The sequence below is a fragment of the Acidobacteriota bacterium genome (assembly GCA_009691245.1).
Classification (GTDB): Bacteria; Acidobacteriota; Terriglobia; order 2-12-FULL-54-10; family 2-12-FULL-54-10; genus SHUM01.
The window spans coordinates 16306-38740 of record SHUM01000032.1; the positions used below are offsets into that span (position 1 = coordinate 16306).

19 protein-coding genes and 1 tRNA gene are annotated in these 22435 nt (G+C 55.9%); 8 read left to right on the forward strand and 12 right to left on the reverse strand.

All coding sequences use genetic code 11. From position 1 onward, the window contains the following. Nucleotides 1-3 precede the first annotated feature (3 nt). The 3 genes from EXQ56_09115 to EXQ56_09125 all read left to right on the forward strand — a co-directional run bounded on the left by EXQ56_09115 (nucleotide 4) and on the right by EXQ56_09125 (nucleotide 3196). Complete coding sequence (locus EXQ56_09115) at nucleotides 4-1557, forward strand: 2,3-bisphosphoglycerate-independent phosphoglycerate mutase (protein ID MSO20603.1); 1554 nt, start codon at nucleotides 4-6, stop codon at nucleotides 1555-1557. Nucleotides 1558-1905: 348 nt separating this feature from the next. After that, a complete protein-coding gene (locus tag EXQ56_09120) occupies nucleotides 1906-2295 on the forward strand; it encodes a response regulator (protein MSO20604.1) in 390 nt (129 codons plus the stop codon). An 82-nt stretch (nucleotides 2296-2377) separates the two neighbouring features. Continuing rightward, nucleotides 2378-3196, forward strand: a complete 819-nt coding sequence (locus EXQ56_09125; protein ID MSO20605.1) for a hypothetical protein — start codon at nucleotides 2378-2380, stop codon at nucleotides 3194-3196. A gap of 15 nt (nucleotides 3197-3211) precedes the next feature. Here the strand turns inward: EXQ56_09125 and EXQ56_09130 are convergent, their stop codons facing one another. The 3 genes from EXQ56_09130 to EXQ56_09140 all read right to left on the reverse strand — a co-directional run bounded on the left by EXQ56_09130 (nucleotide 3212) and on the right by EXQ56_09140 (nucleotide 7138). Further along, nucleotides 3212-4420: a phosphoglycerate kinase gene (locus EXQ56_09130; protein MSO20606.1), complete on the reverse strand. Its 1209-nt coding sequence runs from the start codon at nucleotides 4418-4420 to the stop codon at nucleotides 3212-3214. A 129-nt stretch (nucleotides 4421-4549) separates the two neighbouring features. After that, nucleotides 4550-5557 (reverse strand): type I glyceraldehyde-3-phosphate dehydrogenase, encoded by a 1008-nt coding sequence (gap, locus tag EXQ56_09135; GenBank protein ID MSO20607.1) that lies wholly within the window; start codon nucleotides 5555-5557, stop codon nucleotides 4550-4552. Between the two features lie 429 nt (nucleotides 5558-5986). After that, entirely contained in the window at nucleotides 5987-7138 is a 1152-nt protein-coding gene (locus tag EXQ56_09140; GenBank protein MSO20608.1) for a hypothetical protein, read from the reverse strand. Between the two features lie 161 nt (nucleotides 7139-7299). On the opposite strand from EXQ56_09140, the gene EXQ56_09145 reads away from it, so the two are divergent. Beyond that, nucleotides 7300-8025 (forward strand): hypothetical protein, encoded by a 726-nt coding sequence (locus tag EXQ56_09145; GenBank protein MSO20609.1) that lies wholly within the window; start codon nucleotides 7300-7302, stop codon nucleotides 8023-8025. A gap of 121 nt (nucleotides 8026-8146) precedes the next feature. On the opposite strand, the gene EXQ56_09150 is transcribed toward EXQ56_09145, so the two are convergent. Further along, nucleotides 8147-10027 (reverse strand): hypothetical protein, encoded by a 1881-nt coding sequence (locus tag EXQ56_09150; protein ID MSO20610.1) that lies wholly within the window; start codon nucleotides 10025-10027, stop codon nucleotides 8147-8149. Nucleotides 10028-10177: 150 nt separating this feature from the next. After that, nucleotides 10178-10253, reverse strand: a tRNA-Lys gene (locus tag EXQ56_09155). 240 nt (nucleotides 10254-10493) lie between these two features. Between EXQ56_09155 and EXQ56_09160 the strand changes: the two genes are divergently transcribed. Both EXQ56_09160 and thiL read left to right on the forward strand, forming a co-directional pair. Continuing rightward, nucleotides 10494-11477: a hypothetical protein gene (locus EXQ56_09160; protein MSO20611.1), complete on the forward strand. Its 984-nt coding sequence runs from the start codon at nucleotides 10494-10496 to the stop codon at nucleotides 11475-11477. A gap of 16 nt (nucleotides 11478-11493) precedes the next feature. Beyond that, nucleotides 11494-12459 (forward strand): thiamine-phosphate kinase, encoded by a 966-nt coding sequence (gene thiL / locus EXQ56_09165; protein ID MSO20612.1) that lies wholly within the window; start codon nucleotides 11494-11496, stop codon nucleotides 12457-12459. Here the strand turns inward: thiL and EXQ56_09170 are convergent. Genes EXQ56_09170 through EXQ56_09185 form a run of 4 tightly spaced genes read right to left on the reverse strand, consistent with a single transcriptional unit; the run spans nucleotide 12456 to nucleotide 15044 of the window. Continuing rightward, nucleotides 12456-13091: a pyroglutamyl-peptidase I gene (locus EXQ56_09170; GenBank protein ID MSO20613.1), complete on the reverse strand. Its 636-nt coding sequence runs from the start codon at nucleotides 13089-13091 to the stop codon at nucleotides 12456-12458. The two genes, thiL and EXQ56_09170, sit on opposite strands and share 4 nt — an antisense overlap. Further along, nucleotides 13088-13621 (reverse strand): N-acetyltransferase, encoded by a 534-nt coding sequence (locus EXQ56_09175; protein ID MSO20614.1) that lies wholly within the window; start codon nucleotides 13619-13621, stop codon nucleotides 13088-13090. The genes EXQ56_09170 and EXQ56_09175 overlap by 4 nt, the downstream gene beginning before the upstream one ends. 29 nt (nucleotides 13622-13650) lie before the next feature. After that, complete coding sequence (locus tag EXQ56_09180) at nucleotides 13651-13917, reverse strand: hypothetical protein (GenBank protein MSO20615.1); 267 nt, start codon at nucleotides 13915-13917, stop codon at nucleotides 13651-13653. Next, nucleotides 13914-15044, reverse strand: a complete 1131-nt coding sequence (locus EXQ56_09185) for a tyrosine recombinase XerC (protein ID MSO20616.1) — start codon at nucleotides 15042-15044, stop codon at nucleotides 13914-13916. The genes EXQ56_09180 and EXQ56_09185 overlap by 4 nt, the downstream gene beginning before the upstream one ends. A 306-nt stretch (nucleotides 15045-15350) precedes the next feature. On the opposite strand from EXQ56_09185, the gene EXQ56_09190 reads away from it, so the two are divergent. After that, nucleotides 15351-16871 carry a B12-binding domain-containing radical SAM protein gene (locus tag EXQ56_09190; GenBank protein MSO20617.1) on the forward strand — a complete coding sequence of 507 codons (1521 nt, stop codon included), beginning with the start codon at nucleotides 15351-15353 and terminating at the stop codon, nucleotides 16869-16871. A 26-nt stretch (nucleotides 16872-16897) separates the two neighbouring features. Here the strand turns inward: EXQ56_09190 and EXQ56_09195 are convergent, their stop codons facing one another. Continuing rightward, nucleotides 16898-19084: a hypothetical protein gene (locus tag EXQ56_09195; GenBank protein MSO20618.1), complete on the reverse strand. Its 2187-nt coding sequence runs from the start codon at nucleotides 19082-19084 to the stop codon at nucleotides 16898-16900. A gap of 169 nt (nucleotides 19085-19253) precedes the next feature. Next, nucleotides 19254-20129: a DUF1003 domain-containing protein gene (locus EXQ56_09200; protein ID MSO20619.1), complete on the reverse strand. Its 876-nt coding sequence runs from the start codon at nucleotides 20127-20129 to the stop codon at nucleotides 19254-19256. A gap of 257 nt (nucleotides 20130-20386) precedes the next feature. On the opposite strand from EXQ56_09200, the gene EXQ56_09205 reads away from it, so the two are divergent. After that, a complete protein-coding gene (locus EXQ56_09205) occupies nucleotides 20387-21199 on the forward strand; it encodes a prohibitin family protein (protein ID MSO20620.1) in 813 nt (270 codons plus the stop codon). Between the two features lie 20 nt (nucleotides 21200-21219). Here EXQ56_09205 and EXQ56_09210 read toward each other — a convergent pair whose 3' ends face one another. Then, nucleotides 21220-22377, reverse strand: a complete 1158-nt coding sequence (locus tag EXQ56_09210) for a glycosyltransferase (GenBank protein ID MSO20621.1) — start codon at nucleotides 22375-22377, stop codon at nucleotides 21220-21222. Between the last annotated feature and the right edge of the window lie 58 nt (nucleotides 22378-22435).

Below are 22435 nucleotides of genomic sequence, written 5' to 3' on the forward strand. Positions count from 1 at the left end.
ACCATGCGACCAAAACCACTGCTGCTAATCATTCTGGATGGCTGGGGGCACAACCCTTCCTCCTATGGCAACGCCATCGCCTTGGCACGCAAGCCCACTTGGGATGAGCTGACGCGCGACTATCCGCATACGCTTATTCACACCTCGGGGCCTGCCGTGGGACTGCCCGAAGGGCAGATGGGCAACAGCGAAGTCGGCCATCTGAACATGGGCAGCGGGCGCATCATTCACATGAACATCACGCGGCTGGATCAGATGATCCAGTCCGGCGAATTCTTCAAGCACCCGGTGCTGGTAAACGCCATGCTGCGCGGGCGTGAGCGGCGGCTGCATCTGCTGGGCCTCTTAAGCGACGGCGGCGTGCATTCGCGGCAGGAGCATCTGTACGCGCTGCTACGCATGGCGCGGCAGTCGGGCGTCGAGAAAGTTTTCGTTCATGCCTTCATGGATGGTCGTGACACGCCGCCCAACAACGGCATCGGATACATGGAGCAGTTGCAGAAGCAGTTGCAAACCATCGGCGTGGGAGAAGTGGCCACCGTGTCAGGCCGCTACTACGCGATGGATCGCGACAAGCGCTGGGAGCGCACCGCGCGCGCGTACAACGCCATCGTCAATGGCGAAGGCCAAAAGACGACTGATCCGGCGGCGGCAATCCGCGCGTCCTATGAGCAGGGCGTTACCGACGAGTTCATCGAGCCTCATGTGGTTACCAATGAACGCGGGGAGCCGCGCGGCGTGATCCGCGACGAAGACGCCGTGATCTTCTGCAACTTTCGCGCCGACCGCGCCCGTCAGATGACCACCGCGCTCACTGATCCACTTCTGGAGGGCATTCCGCGCGCGTCGATGCCGCAACGGCTGGCCTACGTCTGCATGACGCAGTATGACAAGAAGTCGGCCTTGCCGCGCGTGCTGGAGGCGGAAGCTCCCGAGCACATCCTGGCGCACATCATCGCCGAGAACGGTCTGCGCAATCTGCGCGTGGCCGAGACGGAGAAGTACGCGCACGTCACTTACTTCTTCAACGGCGGCGTGGAGACGGCCTTCCCCGGCGAGGAACGCATCCTGGTGCCATCGCCCAAGGTGGCGACTTACGATCTGAAGCCGGAGATGAGCGCGGCGGGGATCGCCGACGCCGTGGTCAAGGCCATTGAGGGCAAGACCTTCGACTTCATCATCATTAACTTCGCCAACGCCGATATGGTGGGCCACTCGGGAAAGTTGGAAGCCGCGATCCAGGCGGTGGAGACGGTCGATAGCTGTCTCGGACGCATCTACGCGGCGCTGCGACGCGAGGGCGGGGGCATGATCGTCACCGCCGATCACGGCAATGCCGAGATGATGATTGACCCGGTAACAGGTGGGCCGCACACCTATCACACCACTCTACCTGTACCCTTGCTGATGGTGCTTCCTGGCGCCCATCTTCCGCACTTGCGGGAGGGTGGATCCCTGCGCGACATCGCACCGACATTGCTGGGAATCAGCGGGCTGGAGACGCCACGCGAGATGAGCGGCCGGGATCTGCGCAGGAAGCCAATTGGGCCGAAATAAAATATTTATATTCGTGATTGTCACAGAAGTTTGGACGTATAATCGGGGCGTCCGGAAGTACCAGCGCGGAACTTGAGTAACCGAGTTGATCCACGCCGATTCGCACAACTGCCTCGGCGGTATATTCGTTCCGACTCAACCCGTTCACTCACTGCGAATGCGCGTGCGACCTCTTCGGGAGGGATCATGCGGAATGTCACAATCCATCCCCCCACATCAATTAATTAGGATTCCTGTGTCGGTGTGCGCACGCGGTTTTCCGCCGTGCGGTGCGCGCCGTCGTTCATGGCTGCCTTCGCCGATCGATCCGAAATGGAAAAGGAGTGAGCAATGACCTAAAAATTTTTATTGGCCATGCCGCCGGAGCGGCAGATTCGCGTCCTGAATATTCTGGAGAGTGAGCACTACGATGTGACCCTGGCCGCCGACGCGGGTCGCGCGATGATGTTGTTAGGGTTTCCGGCGCACTTCGATCTGGTGCTGGTGGATGCCGATATCCCCGGTGGTAGCTGGCGGGAAATTCTGCAGATGGTGATCGCCTCGCGGCCCGAGTGCGAGGTGATTGTCTGTTCACGCTGCGGAGAGGAAGATTTGTGGGCCGACGTGATCCAGTCCGGCGCATTCGATCTGATCCCTGATCCCATCGAACGTAATGAACTGCTGCGCATCGTCAATAGCGCGCGCAACAGCGAATACCTGCGCCGCTTCACGCATTTCCACAACGCGCAGGCCAGTTAACCACCAGGCTGGAGTCACAGGCGAGGCGAAGGGATTCTCCTGCCTGCTTGCCATGCGCACGCTCTTACCAAATAATGAAGGGATGGCAGACCAAATTTATCTGAGCCTCTGGCTCCCTGACTTCAGTGAGAACTCGATGATTGAAGCATGGGGCAAGGTGCTGGAGGCCTTCCCCGCGTCGCCAGCCTTACCGGGCGTTCGTAGTGTTGCGGTGATTCCATTCGAGTGGAGCGAGACCGCCGTTTTTGAGCAGGACTACGCCGAAGGGGCCGATGTATCATTGGCAGCCGAGGCTGCCCGCGAATTCCTTCATCCCGATTACGCCTATCAGGCATCGCTCCACTGGGATATGTGGCGTTTGAAGAATCCAGAGGAGCTGGCTGACACGGACATGGAAGCCATCGTGGACGACGAGTTCCTGGACAAAGACGAGGCAGGTGCGGATGCGACTGGCGAATCGGAGGAAGCTGCCGAATCGTCAGGCGACCATCGGGCAGGGCATCGTACGGACGAATTGCTAGGATGGAAACGCCTCCCGATGGAGGTCACGGTAACTTGTCTGGGGCCTGCATTTGAAGAGGTGGTCGCCAGGACTGAGTTGGATGGAAGTCCGGAGGGTGCCTTCTCTCAGGTTCCGGAGCGGCCACACCTTAGGATTGATCTCGGCTTGGACACGTTGTTTTTGCCCGATGACGCGGATCACGAAAGTGCCAACGAGGTAGAAGATGAGGATGAGGACGATTGGCAGGAATCGGCCTTGTGTTACCGCGACAACATCACTCAATTGCTTGGCTTCATTCGCCGCATCGAGAAAGCTGTGCCGCTGCAGAGCAGACTGCTTTGGTCGGCCTCCGGCGATGACTTGAGCGAGCGGATTCGCTTGGCGTACAGTGGCGAGTAAGAGTTCAATCGCTGGTTAAGATTTGTCCGAGAGAGCTTCCACGCCCGGCAGCTTGCGGCCCCCCAGAAACTCGAGAGAAGCGCCACCGCCGGTCGAGATGTGGCTGACCTTGTCCGCGAACCCGGCCTGAGTGATGGCGGCGATCGAATCACCTCCCCCAACAATGGTCGTCCCGCGAACTTTACTAACGGCCTGCGCGACAGCAAACGTTCCTTTGGCAAAGGGTGGGACTTCAAATATTCCCATGGGACCGTTCCAGATGACCGTTCCGGCTGTTACCACCTGCACGGCGTAAAGGCGGGCCGTCTCCGGGCCAATGTCCACGCCCATCCAGCCATCTGGAATGGGAAGGATATGTCCGTCCACAGTCTTGGTCAGGGTAGCGGCGTCGACCTTCTCGGCGATGACATGATCGCCGGGCAGATCCAGCGTCCAACCGTTGTCCTTGGCCTGTTGTAGCAGTTCACCCGCCAGCTCAATCTTATTTTCCTCAACCAGAGATTTTCCAGTGTCGAGCCCCTGCGCGCGCATGAAGGTGTAGGCCATGGCCCCGCCGATCATCAGCGCATCCACCTTGGGCAGCAAGTTCCGTATGACCTCGATCTTGTCGGAGACTTTGGCGCCGCCCAGCACCGCGACAAAGGGCCGCTCGGGATTCTCAAGCGCGCGGCCCAGGTAGTCTAGCTCCTTTTCCATCAGCAGGCCGGCGGCGGACTGTTGCAGATGATGGGTGATGCCCACGGTGGAGGCATGCGCGCGATGCGCCGTGCCGAAGGCGTCATTCACGTAGAGATCGGCCAGCGATGCAAGCTGTTTGGAGAATGCCTCGTCGTTGGCTTCCTCTTCCGCGTGGAAGCGGAGGTTTTCGAGCAATAGCACACCGCCATCAGTCAAGGCGGCGGCTGCCGCTGTGGCCGTTGATCCCACGCAGTCGGAGGCAAATGACACTGGCGTTCCCAACAACTTTTCGAGATGGCTGGCAACCGGCGCCAGACTCATCTGGGGACTTACCTTGCCCTTGGGCCGCCCCAGGTGCGAGGCAAGGATCAATCGCGCGCCTTGTTGAAGAGCCAGTTCGATGGTTGGCAGCGTCTGGCGGATGCGTGTGTCGTCGGTGATTACGGGGGTAATCGAGCCGTCTTCGCCGAGCGGGACGTTGAAGTCCACGCGCATGAAGACTTTTTTGCCTTTCAATTTCAGGTCACAAATGGAGAGTTTGGACATGTATATGTTCTTTCCCTGAAATGATTGAGGCGACACATGCTGTCACAAAGCCGCGCGCGTCAGTAAGCGGACCGACACTGGGTCTAACAAGCTTGCCGGTTCGCTTACTGACGCGCGCGGTTTTGCGCGCTACAGGCCCTTCTTGGCCAGGAACTTAATGAGGTCGCGGACACGGCAGGAGTAACCCCACTCGTTGTCGTACCAGGAGACGACCTTAACGCAGTTTCCGCCAATCACGCGGGTCAATGGCGCATCCACGATGGAAGAGCGCTCGTCACCCTTGAAATCGATGGATACCAGTTGTTGATCGGAGTACCCGAGGATGCCTTTCATCGGACCGTCGGCGGCAGCCTTCATCAGCGCATTCACCTCCACGACGGTGGTGGGCTTTTCGGTGAAGACCACCAGGTCCACCACGGACACATTGGGAGTGGGCACACGCATGGCGAAGCCGTCCAGCTTGCCCTTCAAGTCCGGGATCACCAGATGCACGGCCTTGGCTGCGCCAGTGGAGGTGGGGATCATGGAGAGCGCCGCTGCGCGGGCGCGCCGCAAGTCCGGGTGCGGCAGATCGAGCAGCTTTTGATCGTTGGTATAGGAGTGGATGGTGGTCATTGAGCCACAGCGGATGTTGAGATTGTCGTGGATGACCTTGGCGATGGGTGCCAGGCAATTGGTGGTGCAGGAGGCATTGGAGACAATGCGGTGCTTGGCTGCGTCGTAGGCTGTGTCGTTCACGCCCAGCACCAGCGTAACGTCCTCATCGCTGGCTGGCGCCGAGATAATCACCTTCTTCACGCTACCCCGGAGATGCTTGCCGGCATCAGCGGCCTTGGTGAACAGGCCGGTCGATTCCACCACTACTTCGGCTCCTACGGACTCCCAATTGATGGCGCTGGGGTCCCTCTCGGCAAACACGCGGAGGGTGCGGTGGTCCACCTGAATGGAGTCCTTTCCGGCCACCACGGTGTTCTCCAGATTGCCCAGAATTGAATCGTACTTCAGAAGATATGCCAGCGTGGCTGGGTCGGTGATGTCGTTCACCGCCACAATTTCGATCTCAGGATCGTGCAACGCGGCTCGGTAGATGTTCCGCCCGATTCTTCCGAAACCGTTGATCGCTACTTTAGTGCTCATGCTACTTCCTCCCCGTGGAATGAATTGCCGAATGGTATACCCGATCCAGATGGATCATCTGGCACAAACTCAAAATGACTGGCCGGAAATTATTATGCCGACCAACGCAACTGCTAATTTTACGATCCTGAAGGGCTCCCAATTTGAAAGCGCAGGACGGATTTGCAAAAAAATGCTCACCCGCTAGGGTGAGCATTGACGAAAAAGGAGAATTGGTTCGACAAATGGCTACCATCAAACCTGTTATGACTGGAGTTTATGGCTTCCCCGTAAGTCTTGTCAAGGGAATTCTGGAACGAAAAAAATCTATCTAACATGTTTATTATCATTATGATACTGGAAAGACAAAATGTGTCGCACTACTGTAATTTGTATTTTTTGAAATAAAATGTACTCCAAAAGTGGACTTTTCGGCCTATTATCAATCGCTTACTTTTGGTCTAAGTGCAGTTTTGTAATCTCTGCGTCCACAGGCCGGTCAAAAATGGGGAAAGGGATGTATTTTTTGGCAAAAACCCGAAATCCGCCGAAAGCCAATCCGGCCACCAAGGCAAATGCGATCACTGTGCCTGCCAAGGAAAATACCGCGAGGATCAAGTTTCCCACGTTTCGCCCGCCTGGCTCGGTGAACTCGTTCCACATTAGCGAGGTCTGGTAATTGACTCGATCCAGGAGTCGGGTGGCCTCCGTTGGAGTGGGCGCGCCGATGACCAGCGCAACCAAGCTACCCTTTCTTTGCATCAGCACATGAGGCAAACCAGTGCCTCCGGCGACCTCCGGCAGATCGAGGAACTCGGAAAATTTCTTGGCGGCCAGTTGTGGCGTCGGGTACAGAATCAGCAGTAATGTCGCGGCCGTATTGCCGATATTATATTTGGCCACTGCTGCTTCGGTGTCATGCTCCAAGCCAAGTTTGGCGGCGGGAAGTTCCGTCAATACACGACCTAAGCCGAGCGGGCCAACCACAAACTTGCGGGATAAGGGAATCAAGTTTTCGATGGGGAAGAAGGAAGGCAATGCCGGCAAAACCGCTTCACGATCATCAGTGGCGGGGATCTCCGCAGTAAGCGCAGGAAGTTCGTCCCGCGCGATTTCCGGTCCACGCGCTTCCAGCAGATAGGCCCCGCGCCAGAGGTACAGCGAGCCATTGCCGGTGGAGATTACATCTTCGGATACCTTCTCCACCTTCCTGCCCGGTCCGTTAAAGAAGGTGAATATACCCAGGCTGCCCGTGGCATCCCTCATCTTCCAAAGGGTGGCCGTCAGCTTCTCACCGCCGCGAATATACTCGCGCTGGTCCCCGCTAACGAAGCCGTACTCGCGAAATATCGCTGCGTTCTCTCCAGCTGTTGCGCTTAAATCACCATCGGTGATGGCTTTGAGTGGACTGCCCTGCCAGTCGCCAAATTTCTCGGGAAGGGAAGCGGAGGCGGAGCTCGTGAGTACCAAGGCGATGGTAATGGCAAATAAGATGGACCGGGTCCGCGCGACCAGTTTGCCTATATGGGCCTGCAGGTTGATTGTGCTGACCTGTACGGTGATTGTATTGAGAGGAAGCATATTTTTCTTTACCTCAATCATGATACCTCGCTGGCCATCATTTGACTACCCGTTCGCCTTACGGGATACAACGAAAATTTCAGCCAATCCGGTATTGCCGGTGGAGTGGCAATGCTAAACTGTTTCGCTGCGGGTAGCGCGGCGATGGAATTGAACTATTAACCATCTGTGTAGAGGACGCAATGGCTGGACCCTGGCTGGTATTGAGACACATTGAGCACGAGCATCTGGGAACGCTGGCAGCCGTACTGCAAAGCCAGCAGCTCACTTACAGGTACGTGGATGTTTTTCGCGCAATGCCCGTGCCTGCCACGTCGCGCGGCTTGGGTGGAGTCATCGCCATGGGCGGGCCGATGGGCGTATATGAAGCAGACAAATACCCGTTCATCCAGTCGGAACTGAGACTGCTCCGCGATGCCGCTGAGTCAGGGATTCCGGTGATAGGGATTTGCCTGGGGGCGCAGATGATTGCCGCTGCTCTCGGTGCACGAGTCTCTCCTGGGCATGGCCCTGGGCATGGCAAGGAGATTGGCTGGTATCCGGTTCGCGTCGTTGCACCGCGGGATGAATTTACGGTCACGCTTCCCGCCTCGTTCACTGCTTTCCATTGGCACGGCGATACCTTTGATGTTCCGGTTGGCGCCACGCGTTTGTTCGAATCGGATCTCTATCCCAATCAGGGGTTTCGCTGGGGAGCGAATGTGCTGGCATTGCAGTTCCATTTTGAAGTGGACCGGGCGATGATCGCCGATTGGATGGAAGACTCCGCCTGCGTGGCCGAAGCGGAGTCCGTGGAAGTTGGCAGGCGGGCCGCCATTCTTAACCATACACGCCAGCATGGGGCCGGGTTGGAGGAGTTGAGCGCCCGGTATTTCTCCAACGTTCTGAAGCAATTGGCTGCAAGGTGAGCGGCCCGGAATCACCGGCTCCGTTCCGCCTACGAACCTATTCTGATTTCAACTAGCAACCGCGCACTCCCAGTCGCGGCTCTGTTACCCCATCAAACAAATCGGGTTCGTGTGGTTGCCACTATCGCCGGCTGATACCCAGCCGCTTGCGCCGGGCCTTCAGCTCTTCAAGAGTTGATACGAGTGTGGCCTTCTGGCGTACGTTGTTTTCGTCGGCGAAGGCCGGGGTAGCGAAGACAATCTTGCCACCCATCATGGTCATCTGCGGTTTGATGGTTTTCATCTGATCGACTGGAGTGGCCATGAAGTCCTTGTCGAGGACCACCAGATCAGCCATCTTGCCCGTTTCGAGTGAGCCGATTTTGTCGGGACGCAGCACGTAATCAGCGCCGTTGCGTGTGAAGAAGCGCAGCACTTCCTGATGGTCCAGCCGTTCCTGCGGCCCCCATACCTTGCCTTTGGGATCCTTGCGGTCCATGAACCACTGCAAATCTTTCCACTTGTCCTTATCCGCGTCGGACTCGTAGGCCGTCAAGACGCCTGCCTTCATCATGCTCTTCACGGGAATCGGGTAGGTCTGAGCAATCTTCTCGCCCCAGGCCTCGGCAGTGGCCTGCGCACCGCCGACCATGCTGTAGCAACTGAACTGCGCTCCCAGCTTGGCCACGTGCGGCAGGTCCGTCGGGTCGACCAGGAAGCAGTGGTCAAACGCCCAGCCCTTCACCGAGTTCGGGCCGTAATCTTTCACGAGCTGGTCCATCATGCCCAGCATCATCTTGATCGAGCGGTCGCCGGTGATGTGCGTGTTGGCGAAGCGGGCGCCGTACTGACCGCTCTTCATCACCCAGTTGCGGAAATAGTTGTCGACGATGGGCGCGCCCTTGGCACCTTTGTATTCGCCATCCAGAATGCATTGGCCGCGCGGCCACCAGCCGTCGAGATTCGAGAAGCTCCCAACCTTCTTCAGGTTTGTGCAACTGCGCACGCCGGCACCGTCCACGGCCGAGGGCGCCAGCGAGATTACCCACATCATTTCGTCGCCCTGGCCCACTTGCTTGGCGTGCTCCTTCAATTCATCCAGATTCACCAGATTGCCGAAGTAGCCCTCCAGGCCATAGGGTAGCCGCAGGGTCAGGTCGTTGTTTTTCTGCAGATACTTCATGGCGGCAATGGCGTAATCGGGGAAGCGTGTCGAGAGTGTGGTGATGCCCTCGGCGTTCAGCTCCTCGGCATACATCTTGTAAATCCTGGCCATGTCTGCGGGCTTGGGCGTGGGCAGGTAATCCATCGGCAGGCGTACTGCGGGAGCCTCGAGATGCCCTTCGGGCTTGCCGGTCTGATCGATCCAGTAGCGGCCCTGCTTCTTCATGAAATCGCCGTGCTCGGCAAAGAGCTTGTCCAGAATTTTGCTGTTAACCACCAGGCCGTTGGCGATGGGGAAGCCCAGCGCCATGACCACGCCGTTGTCGGGCGCTGCCTTGTCGAGCACGTAACGGTTCAGTTGGTCGAACATGATTTTCGACTCTTCCGGGCCGCCGACGTCGCCGGTCGAGGCGAAGAAAATATTCTCGCCGGGCTTGATCTTGTACTTCTGGATGTTGCCGCGAATCTGGTTGGCGATGTCGTCGGCGCTATGCACACCGCGCCAGTCAATTGGATAAGCCAGCAAGCCCTCCGAGCCGACCCAGCCGCCGTAGACCGTCTCGGCGTAGTCGTGAATGTGATTGTGGGTGTCGATGATGCCGGGCATCACCGTCTTGCCCTTCAGGTCAATCACCTGCGTGTTGGGGCCGGCGAGCTTCTCCACCTCCGCGTCTGTTCCCACCGCCACAATGGCGGTGCCGCGAATGGCCACGGCCTGCGCCACGGTAAAGGCCTTATCGACGGTGAGCACTTTCCCGTTCTTGAGAATCATGTCCGCTTGCTGCGCGCGAAGCGGCGAGATCACTCCGCTAACCAGAGTGAGAGCGAATATCCAGTACATGGCAGATCGGCGTGGCATGAGTTGTCCTCCCGGGACTGGGACCGAAACGTGCGTTTGGTCAGTTATTTAGGCTGAATTTGGTTTTTAACATACGCCCGCAACGAAATCAAGAAGCACGCGATGACCCGGCGGGCGACCTGGCAGCGGACGAGGCAGGAAACATGGAAATGGTGAGCACGGTAGGAATCGAACCTACAACCTTGGGATTAAGAGTCCCCTGCTCTGCCAGTTGAGCTACGTGCCCATTTCACATTTTTTGATGATACAACATATTCATGGTTCATGCACAAAGCGATCTGCGCAGATTCAGCGCTGAGGAGGAATCAGCGCGAATTGGCATGGATCAAGATGCTTGTTGAGGGGAATCCGTTGGCACGTTACGATAGATTGATGGCGATCCACTCCAAATTGAGTCCGGAGATAGAGCGAGGAGATTATGACGCCGCGCTGGCATAAACTCCGTTTGCCTCTGGTGGTGGGGGTCGTGTTAATGCTTGCCGCGGTCGCCCTCCGTCTGGCGACTAACCCTACTCGGCAACCCCTTTGGAGCGTGCTGCCCGCCGCGGCGGACATCTATTTTTTTGTTGATTTGGATGCGTTACAGTCCAATCCCGCAGTGAAGTGGTTCATGAATAATGGATCGGCAATCCCCGGCGGCTTGAGCAAAAACACCAATATTGATAACGATACCGCGGAGTTCGAGCGAGCCACGGGCTTTCGGTATCAGGACCACCTGCACGCGTTGACCGCCGCTCGTCTAAACGATAACTGGACGGGAGTCGTGCGGTTCAGGGCGGATCGACTCAAGCTCGAGCAATATTTGGAGTCGCATGCAGCTTCTACCGCGCAGAAAGATTTCACGAAAGTCTATACCTTTGGCGGAGCGAGTCCATTACGGATGGCCATTCTTGCCAACGACCTATTGGCGTTCTCTATTGGGTCGGACGCTACCCTGCTGGATCGCACGATGGATCGATACCGCGACGGCGGAGGCACGAACGGGGACAGCCCGAACTCCGAGCAGGGACTGCCGCCAGCCGCTTTGGTGGATGAGGCGCACCGCAAGCTACTGGCGAGGCCGCTTTGGGCAATTGGTCAAGCGGACCTCATCTTTCCAGTAGCCCAAAGCGATGGCCGTGGACCTCCGTCGCTGGGTGGATTTCTGCTGGGCGAGGACACTCTCGCAGGGGTCGAGCAAATTTTACTTTCGATTGACAGCGGTCCGTTTTCTTTGCAGGTTGAGGGTGAGATTCTTACCCGTGAGGAGAATATCGCCGAGCCGCTGGCGGAGAAGCTGACACTGCTTTCTAAATTAATGCGGCCTCGGCCTCCCGCCGCTGGTTCGGGCGAGCGTGATTATTCGCCAGTCTGGGACGCCGTGGCGGTCAGTGTGAAGGATTCCTCAGTCTTCATCCGCTGGAGTCCCACGCCGGAGATGCTGACATTGCTATCTGGCACGAAGCCGTAGGGCAGAGAGAAGCGTTATGCGGCTTCATGAGCTTGAATTCATTGAACGGCTGCGAGAGCTGGCCGGAACGCGCAAGCGGTCCGAGAAACAATCCAGCCTGAAACTGCTCCAGGGTATCGGCGATGACTGCGCGGTTGCTCGACACAGCCGCACCCACGATTTGCTGGTGACCACCGACCTCTTCATTGAGGATATTCATTTTCGTCGAGCATGGCAGTCTGCAGGCTCGGTGGGCCACAAGTTGCTGACGCGGGGCCTCAGCGATATCGCAGCGATGGGTGGTACTCCGCGTCTGGCGTTCCTATCTCTTGCGTTGCCACGCACCACCAATCAACGATGGGTGGATAGTTTCCTCAAAGGCTTTCTTTCGCTGGCTCGCCAGCATAATGTAACTTTGGCAGGCGGCGATACCGGCTCGTCCCCGGCAGGATTTATGGCGGACATCATCGTGCTGGGCGATGTCCTAAAGGGCCAGGCCGTGATGCGCAGCGGAGCGCGAGCAGGTGACGAAATATGGGTTTCAGGCAAGCTAGGAAGCGCGGCGTTTGCGCTCGCAAATTTGAGTGCAGGGAAGCGGGTGTCCTCCGGCAGGACATCATCGAACCCATACTTTTTCCCGCAGGCGCGTGTGCACGTGGGCGAGTACCTGCGTTCGCGAAGACTGGCCAGCGCCATGATGGACCTCAGCGATGGGCTTTCGATTGATCTACTCAGACTTTGTAAAGCCAGCGGTGCCGGTGCGGTTATTGATGAGAGGGCGATACCAAAACCGCGCCTGACTCCGTTGCAATATGCGCTGGATGGCGGAGACGATTTTGAGTTGCTCTTCACCGTTCCAGCGAAGAAATCACACCTCATGCCCGAGGCGGTCGAAGGAATTGGTTTGACGCGCATTGGAACAATCACCGCAGCGACTGGGCTGCGGATCGTGCGAAACGGCAAGGAGAGTCTGCTGCCCATGCGGGGCTATCAGCATTTCTAGCTGCCTTTTTTCCTTGTCGCCTTTCTTGTTGCCTTCCTTGTTGCCGCGAGCACCGTTAGACAGCAGTCAACTCCACGCAGCATGGTGCTCAGGGTCATGCCTTGTTTTTTCTTTTTGCCCAGTACACGTAGTTTAGGAACATGAACGAACCCGCAAGGGATGCCTTGCTTTTCAGTAAGATGCCGAGCAATGTAAAAGATGTGATTGCAGAGGTAAGTGCCCGCATGATTGGAGATTCGGGCGGCGATGCGAGATCGCGAGAGTTTGTGCAGTATGGCATCCAGCGGGAGCCGTGACCAATAAAGCGGTGGTCCGGTCCGGGAAATTTTCCGGCCATGGCGGATAACTCCGGCATTGTCTGCAAGCTTATCGTCATCCAGATTCAGTGCCACACGTTCCAAACTGATGTTCGAGCGTCCTGCCGCAACGCCAAGGCAAAGAATCGCATCCGGTCGCTCCCGCCGGATTGCCCGTTTGATGGCCGCCGTCGCCGCGGCATATTCCGTCGGCAGAATGATGGCGGCGAGCGCAAACTCCCTTGGGGGAGCCTGCATCAGTCGAGTGACAATCAACTCGGACTGGTTGATTTTTACAGGTCCAAAGGCGTTGAATCCGGTCACCAGAATCTTCATAGCATCTTTTTCATTTGATACGCATTGGTTCCATCCGAATAGTATTTGGATAGCTCCCGCGCCGTTTTGTAATCCAGCCGTTCGTAAAAAAAGATTGCGCCGGAGTTGCCAATCGCCACTTCCAGTAAGACTCGGGAACACCCCTTTTGCTGCAAGCGCTTCTCGGCCAATTCCATCATTATCTCTCCGATATTCCGGCGCTGATAGTCGGGATGTACGTCGATGGTGATGATGTGGCCGGTGCCGCGACGGTCGCTGCTGGCTAGTATCCAAGCGACGATGTTGGGAGTACTTGCGTCAGCGACGGAGGTTGAGTCTGCGCTGTGATCGGACATTAATTGTCCGACGCAACAGAATGCGCCTGGCGCGGAAAGAAAGTATGCAATTTCTTCAGGTGTATAAGCAATTCCCTCGGCGAAACATATCTTGTCGAGTTCGCAGATGCGCTTGAAATCCTGGGACTGGAAGTTACGAAAACGGCAGGCGGCGCTCTCGCTGATCTTCACTGATTGAGGGTAGTAGCTCTCCAAGTTTGTCTCACTGAGGCGCGGTTCCTAGGCTAACGTGTTCCAAGAGCTTCTTTGATGGACGCATAAATAATGATGCCTGTGTACTCGATCCCGCCGATGCGGAAGGATTTATGGTTCAGGTTGTGATCCGAGGCTTGGAGCAGCTCAAAATGTCTACTAAGGTGGTAATCTTCCTCCCACGCTGAAATCATCTCATCCATTTCTTTGGCGGAAATGTCAAACGATTCGAGCGGCATGGGCTGTCCGAATTCTTCGGCCACAATTAAATATTTTCCAACCGCATCACTTAGCGTCATGGCTCAACCGTCTTTCCTATCTTAATTACATCGGCAGTTTTTCGACGACGACTCGCGGCTTGGGATTTGGCAATTCGCAACTCGCTCCCTTTAGCCCGAGGGTGAGATTTATCATACACCTCCATCAGGTGTTGAACGGAAATTCTGGTGTATCGCTGCGTGGTGGACAGCGATGCATGCCCGAGCAACTCCTGAATGGCGCGCAGATCCGCGCCTTCGGTCAGCAGGTGCGTGGCGAAGGCATGACGCAAGGAGTGTGGGTGCAGAGACGCGTCGCCTTGGTCGCGAACGCCGAACTGCTTCACGATTCTACCTACCGAGCGTGTCGTCAGCCGTTGCCCGCGCAGATTGATGAAAACGGGCGCTCCGATCGTCTGAGCAGAGTAAGTGGCGGTGTGTTCAACGACCACCTGTCGCATTGGCAAATACCGGTCGAGGGCGGTCTTTGTTTTGTCGCCGAATGGCACCATTCGTTCCTTACGGCCTTTGCCGCGCACACGGATCAATTGTTGGGCCATGTCCATCTGATCAAAGCTCAGCCCCACCAGCTCGCTGACGCGCAACCCTGAACCGTAGAGCATCTCCAAAATTAGCCAGTTGCGAATGTCCAGCAGGGGTTCTGCTGACACGGCTCGCCTGGCAAAAGAGCTCTTGGTGCTCGGAGTATCTTTGATTCGGTCGAACGTGGCCGCACGATCAATCATGCCATTCATATCTTCAGTGGACATGACCGGAGGAAGTCGCTGGGGGAGTTTAGGGCTGGCTACCAATTTGGCCGGATTTTCGCGGGCCAGACCCTCGCGGCAGGCAAATTTGTAAAACGAGCGTAGCGCCGCCAGACGCCGCGCAATGGTCGCTGGTTTTCGACGGTTGACGTAGAGTTTGCCCAGGTATTCACGTATGCGGCGATAGTCGATACCAATCCCGGTGGTATCCCTGTTGTCGCTCTGGTCGCCCCGTTCTTGTGTGGCAAAGAATTTTTCAATGTCGCTGCGATAATTTCGCAAGGTATGAGCTGAATAGTTACGCTCAGTGCGCAGGTACACCAGGAATTGATCGAGAACCGGGAGCGTGGAGGAGGCCTCTCGATCGGATCGATCCTGATCAGGTTGGGTGAGTATGTCCATATGCAGCTAACAAAACTTTAAGCCGAATTCGGGAGGAAAGGAGAGTTCGATCTAAAAAGGCGTTCCATCAGAGGCACCTTGTTGATCAGAAAGACCATTGGCATTACCCTGTTCTATTGTCTTCCCTAAACCTCTAATTCAGTTGTTCCCAAAATGTACGGTTGGGAGCGACTGCACAAGGGGTATAATAAGTTGTTGGAAGACTGTCTCGCGATTGCACTCCCTGGGATAGACTAATTTGCTGTTTTCGTCCTTTGGTAGGAGCCTCGCCCCCCGGTTTCCAAGGAAACCGAGCAGGAGATTATATTGCGCGTTTATCTTGTAAATCCTAGTGATATCGCATTTGGAATCGGAGTAATTACGCCGCGCTGGCTGTACGTGCTAGCAGCAGCGACGCCCTTAAAGTACGGCGATCCGATCATTGTGGACGAAACTCTGGAGTCCCTCGACATTGAGAGCGTCCAGCCTGGCGACGTGGTTGGTCTCGGCATCCATACCGCTAATGTGCAGCGCGGGTTGGAGCTAGGGCGCAAGCTGCGTGAACGCGGTGCTTGGGTTGTGTTCGGCGGGGTTCATGCCTCGATCTATCCGAACGAACCGCTGGAGTTGGGCCAGGCTCATGCGGTGGTGAAGGGCGATGGCGATGTCGTCTGGAGCCAGGTGCTGGCGGACATTGAGCAGGGAACTCTGAAGCAGATTTACGATGGCGGTCGTATTAGCGCGGAGCATTTCCGTCAGGCACGTTGGGATTTACTCAAGCCCAAGCAGTATATGTGGGCCTCGGTGCAGACCGTGCGCGGCTGTCCGAAACATTGTTCATTCTGCTCGGTATGGCGCACGGACGGGCAGCAGCCTCGACAGCGCACCGCCGATGCGGTGATCCCCGAGCTGGTTCAGTTGCGAAGAATGGGCTATCGCTTCATCACCCTGGCCGACGACAATTTCTATCCCGTGCCGTTAAAAGACATTGAACTGGCCCGCAAGCAGAATAATCACCACAAAGTTGAAGAACTGACGCAATTGCGCGAGGAGCGTTTTGAGTTGATGGAGCGCTTGGCGCTGCTGCCCAAGGACATGGTCTTTTTCACGCAGATTACCATGGAGGCGGCAGAAGACCCGGAGTTCCTCGACGCGATGCGCCGGGCCAACATCAAAGGCGCGCTGGTGGGCGTGGAGGCAGTGACGGCTGAAGGTCTGAAGTCGATTTTCAAGGACTTCAATCTTTCCGGCGACAATCTGGTGAAGCAGTTGCAGACCTTCCGCAAGCACGGCGTGCACGTGCTGGGTTCATTCATATTCGGCCTTTCCACGGATCGGCCAGACACCTTTGAAGCCACTGCGGATCTGGCCAAGAAGGCGGAAATTGCCGTGGCGCAATTTGTGATGTTGACGCCATTTCCTGGAACAGTTGATTTTGAAAAGTGGGAGAAGAGTCTGGGTGCGGATGTGCCCATGATTCAGGGCGTGCCCATCACCCGCTATTGGTTGATACCATCGCATCTGCGACCCAAGCTCTACGCGCCGCATCCGACCATGTCGCCGGATGAAATTCGAGCGAGAACGCAAGGCGTTTGGGACAGCTTCTATGAGTTTTCTTCCATCTGGAAGCGCTCCAGTTGCGTGAAGTCCTTCAAGTCCAGAATTGCGTTTATCTTCATCTCAAAGCTCTACAGGCAGATGTATGCCAACACTGGAATCGCTACCGACAGCGCGCGACGCAAGAGCGCGACGCAGTGGTCGCGCTGGCTGGTAAAGCCCTGCCGTATGCTATTTCAGGCCAAACCGATGCCCAACCTGGCGATTCCTGGACACGAGCCAACAGCGTAGTTCATGCTCATCTGTAGGTACGCAGGCTAGCGAACAGCAACTGTAACCGTGTTGCTGGGAACCCCATTGATAATTATTTGCAGATCCTGAGTGCCGGGAGAAATCCCGGCTGGGATCAGTGCATTGACTTGGTACAGACCCACAAACCCAGGGGCCAAGCCAGCAAATTCCACCGTCGCGGGTATTCCGTTAATATTTACAAGTGGTGTGGATATAGTTCGAGCGGCGGGACTAGGTGCGGGTTGTCCTGAAGTTGCGGCAGGCTGTACGGGCCCGAGTCCGGTGGCGAAAATTGCGATTCTCTGGCCGGCCGCAGTGGGATTGGCATCCGTTACAGGTTGAAAAGTATCTGCGTGGAGGATTGCTCCTGGTCCCGTTCCTTGGCGATTGGTGGTGAAGATGCCAGGGGAAACTGCTGAAACTGTGATCGATTGTGAAAGAATTTCAAGAAACCCGCGGCGAACCAGAACGGCGACTTCTCCAGGAGCTACTCCCCATGGAATTTTGGCGTTGACTTGGCTGGAGGATACAAAGAACAGCGGCGCAGGAATTCCGTTAAACGTAATCGTGGTGTCGGATAATGTCGTCGGCAGTGGAGTCGATTGTGCGGAAATCTCCGCAGCGGCCAACTCCGATCCGAATAGGGTCACTATGGAACCTGGAGCGGTGTTTCCGTTTGCATTCGCAGCGGGTCGGAAGCTAGCGCCATTCACCACGCCCCCTGTAAATAACGCGGGTGCCTGCCCGCTCAACGTGGCCAATGCATTGAACGCATGTGGACTTCCGGAGAGAGAGCCGGCGCTTGCCGAGACTGTATTCGTGCCTTGTTGCGGGCCGAGGGTAAGCACAGTGGAGGCAAACCCGGTAGCATCGGTGGTCGCTTGAGTCGTGCTAAGCGAACCGCCACCGGCGGTTACAGCGAAGGTAACCGGTACACCCCCAATCGGGATGTTGTTCGCTCCGGATACACGCACCACGAAAGGCTGTATGGTCTGGCTGGGTTGCCCGGTTTGTCCATTGCCAGAAGTAAGAGATAGCGTGGTGGCTGTGGCGGCCAGTCCCGTAGCGTTAAAAAGCAATTGGGTGTCCGGAATCTGGGGGCTGGTTACCCTAATCACATTAGGGCCGGGTGTGTTTCCTAGACGGTAGAGGTTCTGGAACGATCCATCAGGATTCGCAAGGCCGTTGTAATAGAGTAGTGCTCCGCCGCCCTCAGTAACCGTGAAAAGCAGCAGTCCGCGAACTGGATTGGTATAAGCGTCCACTGTCTTCACTATGAAGGGGGCAACAAGATCTTGTCCCACGATGCCTGATTGGTTATTGCCGCTGACAATCGACAGGACTGTAGGAAGGCCGGCAATGCCTTGCGCAGTAAATGTAATGGAGTTAGTAAACGGGGATCTGACGGAAACGGTGTTCGCGCCAGCCAGTTCCCCTAGCCGCAAGGTAGACGATGCTTTGCATGCATTGTCGATGGGGACATTTGTGGCCGTAACGCTCCCACCACCTGAGGTTACCGCAAAGGTCATTACTGTTCCAGGCATGCAGGGAGAAATGACAACCACCAGAGGGGCTGCCAGCGTTTGGGCCACGGTCCCGGTCTGGATGTTGCCTGAGTCATGAGAAATTTGGCAACTGATAATGAATGCAATGGTCCGTTGCGGGGCAGTAAACGTAATGGGATTTGTATTAGGAGCTGCGGAGTTGGCCGAGTAGGAAACGGGGATGTTGGTAGTGGCCGAAATGCCAGTGGTTGTCATAAAAACACCGGTTACAAAAAGACCGGCGCCGGGGATATACGCGACGCTGCTGACGAAATTCAGTCTAACGGCGTTTCCGGCTAAGGTGACGGTGATATTGCCAGCCCCTGCGCCTTGCACCACTGGGGTGCCGGAAAGTTCTCCGCCTCCAAAAGTTAAAAATATAACTGAACCAGCCAGAACAGTTCCTGCGTTGGCAGGTATGATACTTGTTTGTCCAATGGCCTGAATGGCATCTCCAGAACATAACTGTACGGCGTTCGCGGTGGGCACGAAGCCCACGCCCTGCGCCTGTAATTTGCTTGGGGCCGTCATGGTAACCAGCAAAAACGCCAACCCAAGAGATACTCGGAGGCTAATGCGCCACGGCCGGTCAGTAACTCCCAACGTGGAGAATGATTTCAGAATGACTTGATTTAACTGCATAGAAGCTCCTGTTTCCTGCGATCTCATGTCTTTTAATATAATCCTCACTTACAAAAAATCAAAGGGTTAACCAACTGAGCGGGAGTAGGATCAATGGCACGGTTAAGCGAGTCCCGGCGTCTTCTGTTGCATCATGGATGCGAGGGATGAAGTCCTTCCTTGTGGTTCCCCGTTGCAGCTCAACTGGCCATCTCGTTCATGGCATCTTCTGAATTTTTGCGAAGCGATCGGATATTAGCTCGTGGAGTCGATCGACCTTGTTATGGAGATGCGCAATCTCCAGTTCGGCCTTGAGGTTCACTTCGTAATCGAGATCGGCGCGGATGCGATCTTTCGCCGAGTGGCGGTTTTGGCCCATCATGATGATGGGGGCCTGCAGCGCAGCCAGCGCGGAGATGCCGAGATTCAGTAGGATGAATGGAAACGTATCAAAGGCTTGCGCGGCCAGAGCCACATTTAGCCCCATCCAGCCGATGAGTATCGCCGTGAAAATGAGAACAAATGTCCAGGAACCACCGAATGCCGCCACGTGATCAGCGATGCGCGCACCAAAGGTGAGTGATTCCTCCACCTCCACATTGGCATTGCGGGCAACCGGGTTACGCAGCAGCTCATTGGTAGAGCGCAACTTACGGCCCATGACCGCCAGCAAGTCGAGGGCCGCATCGGGATGCTTTGTTACCAGGGCAAGCACATCGGTCCGGTCAAAAATGAGTAGGTCGGAGTCCTCTGTGGCTACCGCGGTAGCAGTTCGCGGGCCGCCGTCGAGAAGCGAAATCTCTCCAAATACTTCGCCTGGTGGATACTCTGCAAAGACAATCTTTGTTCCCTCTGTTGAGTCACTCGAGACTTCGACCTGGCCATCACGAACGATGTACAGCGAATCGCCCACATCCCCGCGAGTGAAAATGATCTGCCCTTTGGAAAAGTGTCTCGTGTCTATTAACGAAGATATCATCGCCAGCTCATCGTCCTCCAACGCAGCAAACAAGGAAGTATTGCGCAGAATGTTAACTAGATCGGACATGACAATCCTCCCACTCTGGCGATTTCCTGTGGCGCGATATAGCATAAGTGTAAATTGATCTTGGAATTTTCAGGCTTATTTTCCTGGTAATTATGATCCTTTACAGTTAAGGCCTCTGCCAGAGGACTCGATACTGCGTGACTGTATGTTGGGCACCTTGGGCCAGTAAGAGTTCGCAGCTGCGGTATCAATTGCCCAGTACATCAGGTACAATCAGTCCAGCTTTTGGTATATGCCGGAAGTCATTCTTGGAGCTAAAAATGAGCATGTTGGATATGAAAGATCAAGATGGAGAGTTCGTAATGAACGGAGGGGCGCAAAACCTTCTCAAAAAGTTGAAGTGGGGTGCTATCGCAGTTGTCGCCCTCTTCATATTGTTGGTGGGAAATCCGTTGGGCACAATCGGTGCTGGAGAGCGTGGAATTCAACTGCGCTTTAACGCTGTCACCGGCAAGATTCTCGGCGAAGGCCTCTATTTCCGGATTCCGTTGGTCGAGCGAATCATCCGGATCGATATAAAAATTCAGAAGGAGCAAGCCACGGCCACCGCTGCTTCGAAGGATCTGCAGACCGTGCATTCGGAAGTCGCCGTCAATTTTCATATTGACCCCAATCGAGTCGCGGGCATCTATCAGGAAGTAGGCGTGGACTATAAAGAACGTATCATCGACCCGATGTTGCAGGAAGGCGTAAAGGCCATAACGGCTCGTTTTACCGCCGAGGAACTGATTACCAAACGCGAGCTGGTGAAAGATGAGATCAGAGTTTTGTTGCGCGACAAGCTCCAACCCACTGGCATCGTCGTCGACGATTTCAACATTGTAGACTTCGGTTTTTCGGCCTCATTCAACAGCGCCATCGAAGCCAAGGTGACAGCCGAACAGAGCGCGCTGGCAGCCAAGAATAAGCTCGAGCAGATTAAGTTTGAAGCTGAGCAGCGGGTGGCCGAAGCGCGTGGCAAGGCCGAAGCCATTCGCGTGGAAAGTGAAGCGCTGCGTTCCAATCCGCAGATTCTCGACTTGCGCGCGCTGGAAAAGTGGGATGGTGTGCTGCCGCAAGTTACCGGTTCCGGCGGAGTCCCCTTCATCAACATCAACCGCGCCGCCGGCCGCTGATGGCTGGAACATTTTTGAGATTACGCCTGCATGCGGCGCAGCTTCCCGCCGCGCTCCAGCCGGTAGTGTTCATTCCTCCAAATAATATGGTTGCCGAGGAAGCTGTATGCCCATATCAGCAGCGCCCAGGCATCGCGCAGCGGAAGCATCCAGAAATATCTGCGGATCAGTGGGTCTCCAGTAACCGCGCTCCCTGATACCCATGCCGCCAACCACCGGGAGAAGAGTACTGCTGTAAGTGTAATGGTGGGGACCACGGCTCCCATGCCAGCGGTAAATGGCAATAGTGCCAGAGGCACACCATAGGCGAAAATAAGGCCGGGGTACCCGGCTGGACTGCATGACTTGATGGTCCTTGCCCAACGCAACTGTTGGCGGAAGGTATCTTTCCAGCGGCGACGCGGCAGAAACGTAGAAACTACGGTATGCGATAGATACACTTGGTAGCCTTGCCGTGCGATCTGATTGCCGAGGATGAAGTCATCTGCCAGGTAAGCGAGCCACGGGGCGAATCCGCCGATTCCCGCAATCTGCTTTTTTCGCGTCGCCAAAGTTGCGCCCAATCCAAATCGCATGCCGCCCAACATACGTCCCAACAAAACCTGTCCTGAAAAATCTCCGGACATGCTGAGCGCCTCCAACAGCGAATTGAGTCCGCGTTCGCGGATCCCTCTGTAAAGGCAGGTCACCAAGCCAATTTTTTCATTTCTCAATGGGCTCACGATACGTCGCAGATAGTCCGTGGCAACTCGAATATCCGCGTCGCTAATCACCACAATTTCAAATTCTGCTGCCTCCACCATTGCCTGTAGCTTGACTGCTTTGGGGTTGGTATCGGCGACATCGGAGATAAACATCACCTTTGCAGGGATGAGCGGATATGCTTTCCTCAGCATCTCAATAGTCCAAAGCGCGGCATCAGAATTGTCACGCAGGCAAAATATTATTTCGTATCGAGGGTATTCCTGCTGGAAGTAGGAACTCAGCGTTTCATAGAATTGAGGTTCAATTCCGGAGACAGGTTTCAGTATTGAAACCGGCGGGACATAATCTGTCTGAGGTTCTTTTTCCTTTAGGAATCGGGTCGCGGCGACAACAACCCCAAGATGATATATGCAGGAGCCAGCCACGACAGCCAGCGGGAGATAATAGAGAAATAGTAATTCCCAGTCGATCATTGATCCCCGCAACTCGGCTGACAAATTAATTTCGCTGGCCGGTTCCCGTCTGCATCAC

Coding starts and splice junctions, on each gene's coding strand:
- EXQ56_09180 (MSO20615.1), bottom strand. CDS start 13,917: ATGACGCTAAGTGATGCGGTTGGAAAATATTTAATTGTGGCCGAAGAA.
- EXQ56_09130 (MSO20606.1), bottom strand. CDS start 4,420: ATGTCCAAACTCTCCATTTGTGACCTGAAATTGAAAGGCAAAAAAGTC.
- EXQ56_09170 (MSO20613.1), bottom strand. CDS start 13,091: ATGAAGATTCTGGTGACCGGATTCAACGCCTTTGGACCTGTAAAAATC.
- EXQ56_09140 (MSO20608.1), bottom strand. CDS start 7,138: ATGATTGAGGTAAAGAAAAATATGCTTCCTCTCAATACAATCACCGTA.
- EXQ56_09205 (MSO20620.1), top strand. CDS start 20,387: ATGAACGGAGGGGCGCAAAACCTTCTCAAAAAGTTGAAGTGGGGTGCT.
- thiL (MSO20612.1), top strand. CDS start 11,494: ATGCGGCTTCATGAGCTTGAATTCATTGAACGGCTGCGAGAGCTGGCC.
- EXQ56_09115 (MSO20603.1), top strand. CDS start 4: ATGCGACCAAAACCACTGCTGCTAATCATTCTGGATGGCTGGGGGCAC.
- EXQ56_09150 (MSO20610.1), bottom strand. CDS start 10,027: ATGCCACGCCGATCTGCCATGTACTGGATATTCGCTCTCACTCTGGTT.
- EXQ56_09195 (MSO20618.1), bottom strand. CDS start 19,084: ATGAGATCGCAGGAAACAGGAGCTTCTATGCAGTTAAATCAAGTCATT.
- EXQ56_09125 (MSO20605.1), top strand. CDS start 2,378: ATGGCAGACCAAATTTATCTGAGCCTCTGGCTCCCTGACTTCAGTGAG.
- gap (MSO20607.1), bottom strand. CDS start 5,557: ATGAGCACTAAAGTAGCGATCAACGGTTTCGGAAGAATCGGGCGGAAC.
- EXQ56_09200 (MSO20619.1), bottom strand. CDS start 20,129: ATGCTATATCGCGCCACAGGAAATCGCCAGAGTGGGAGGATTGTCATG.
- EXQ56_09145 (MSO20609.1), top strand. CDS start 7,300: ATGGCTGGACCCTGGCTGGTATTGAGACACATTGAGCACGAGCATCTG.
- EXQ56_09210 (MSO20621.1), bottom strand. CDS start 22,377: ATGATCGACTGGGAATTACTATTTCTCTATTATCTCCCGCTGGCTGTC.
- EXQ56_09185 (MSO20616.1), bottom strand. CDS start 15,044: ATGGACATACTCACCCAACCTGATCAGGATCGATCCGATCGAGAGGCC.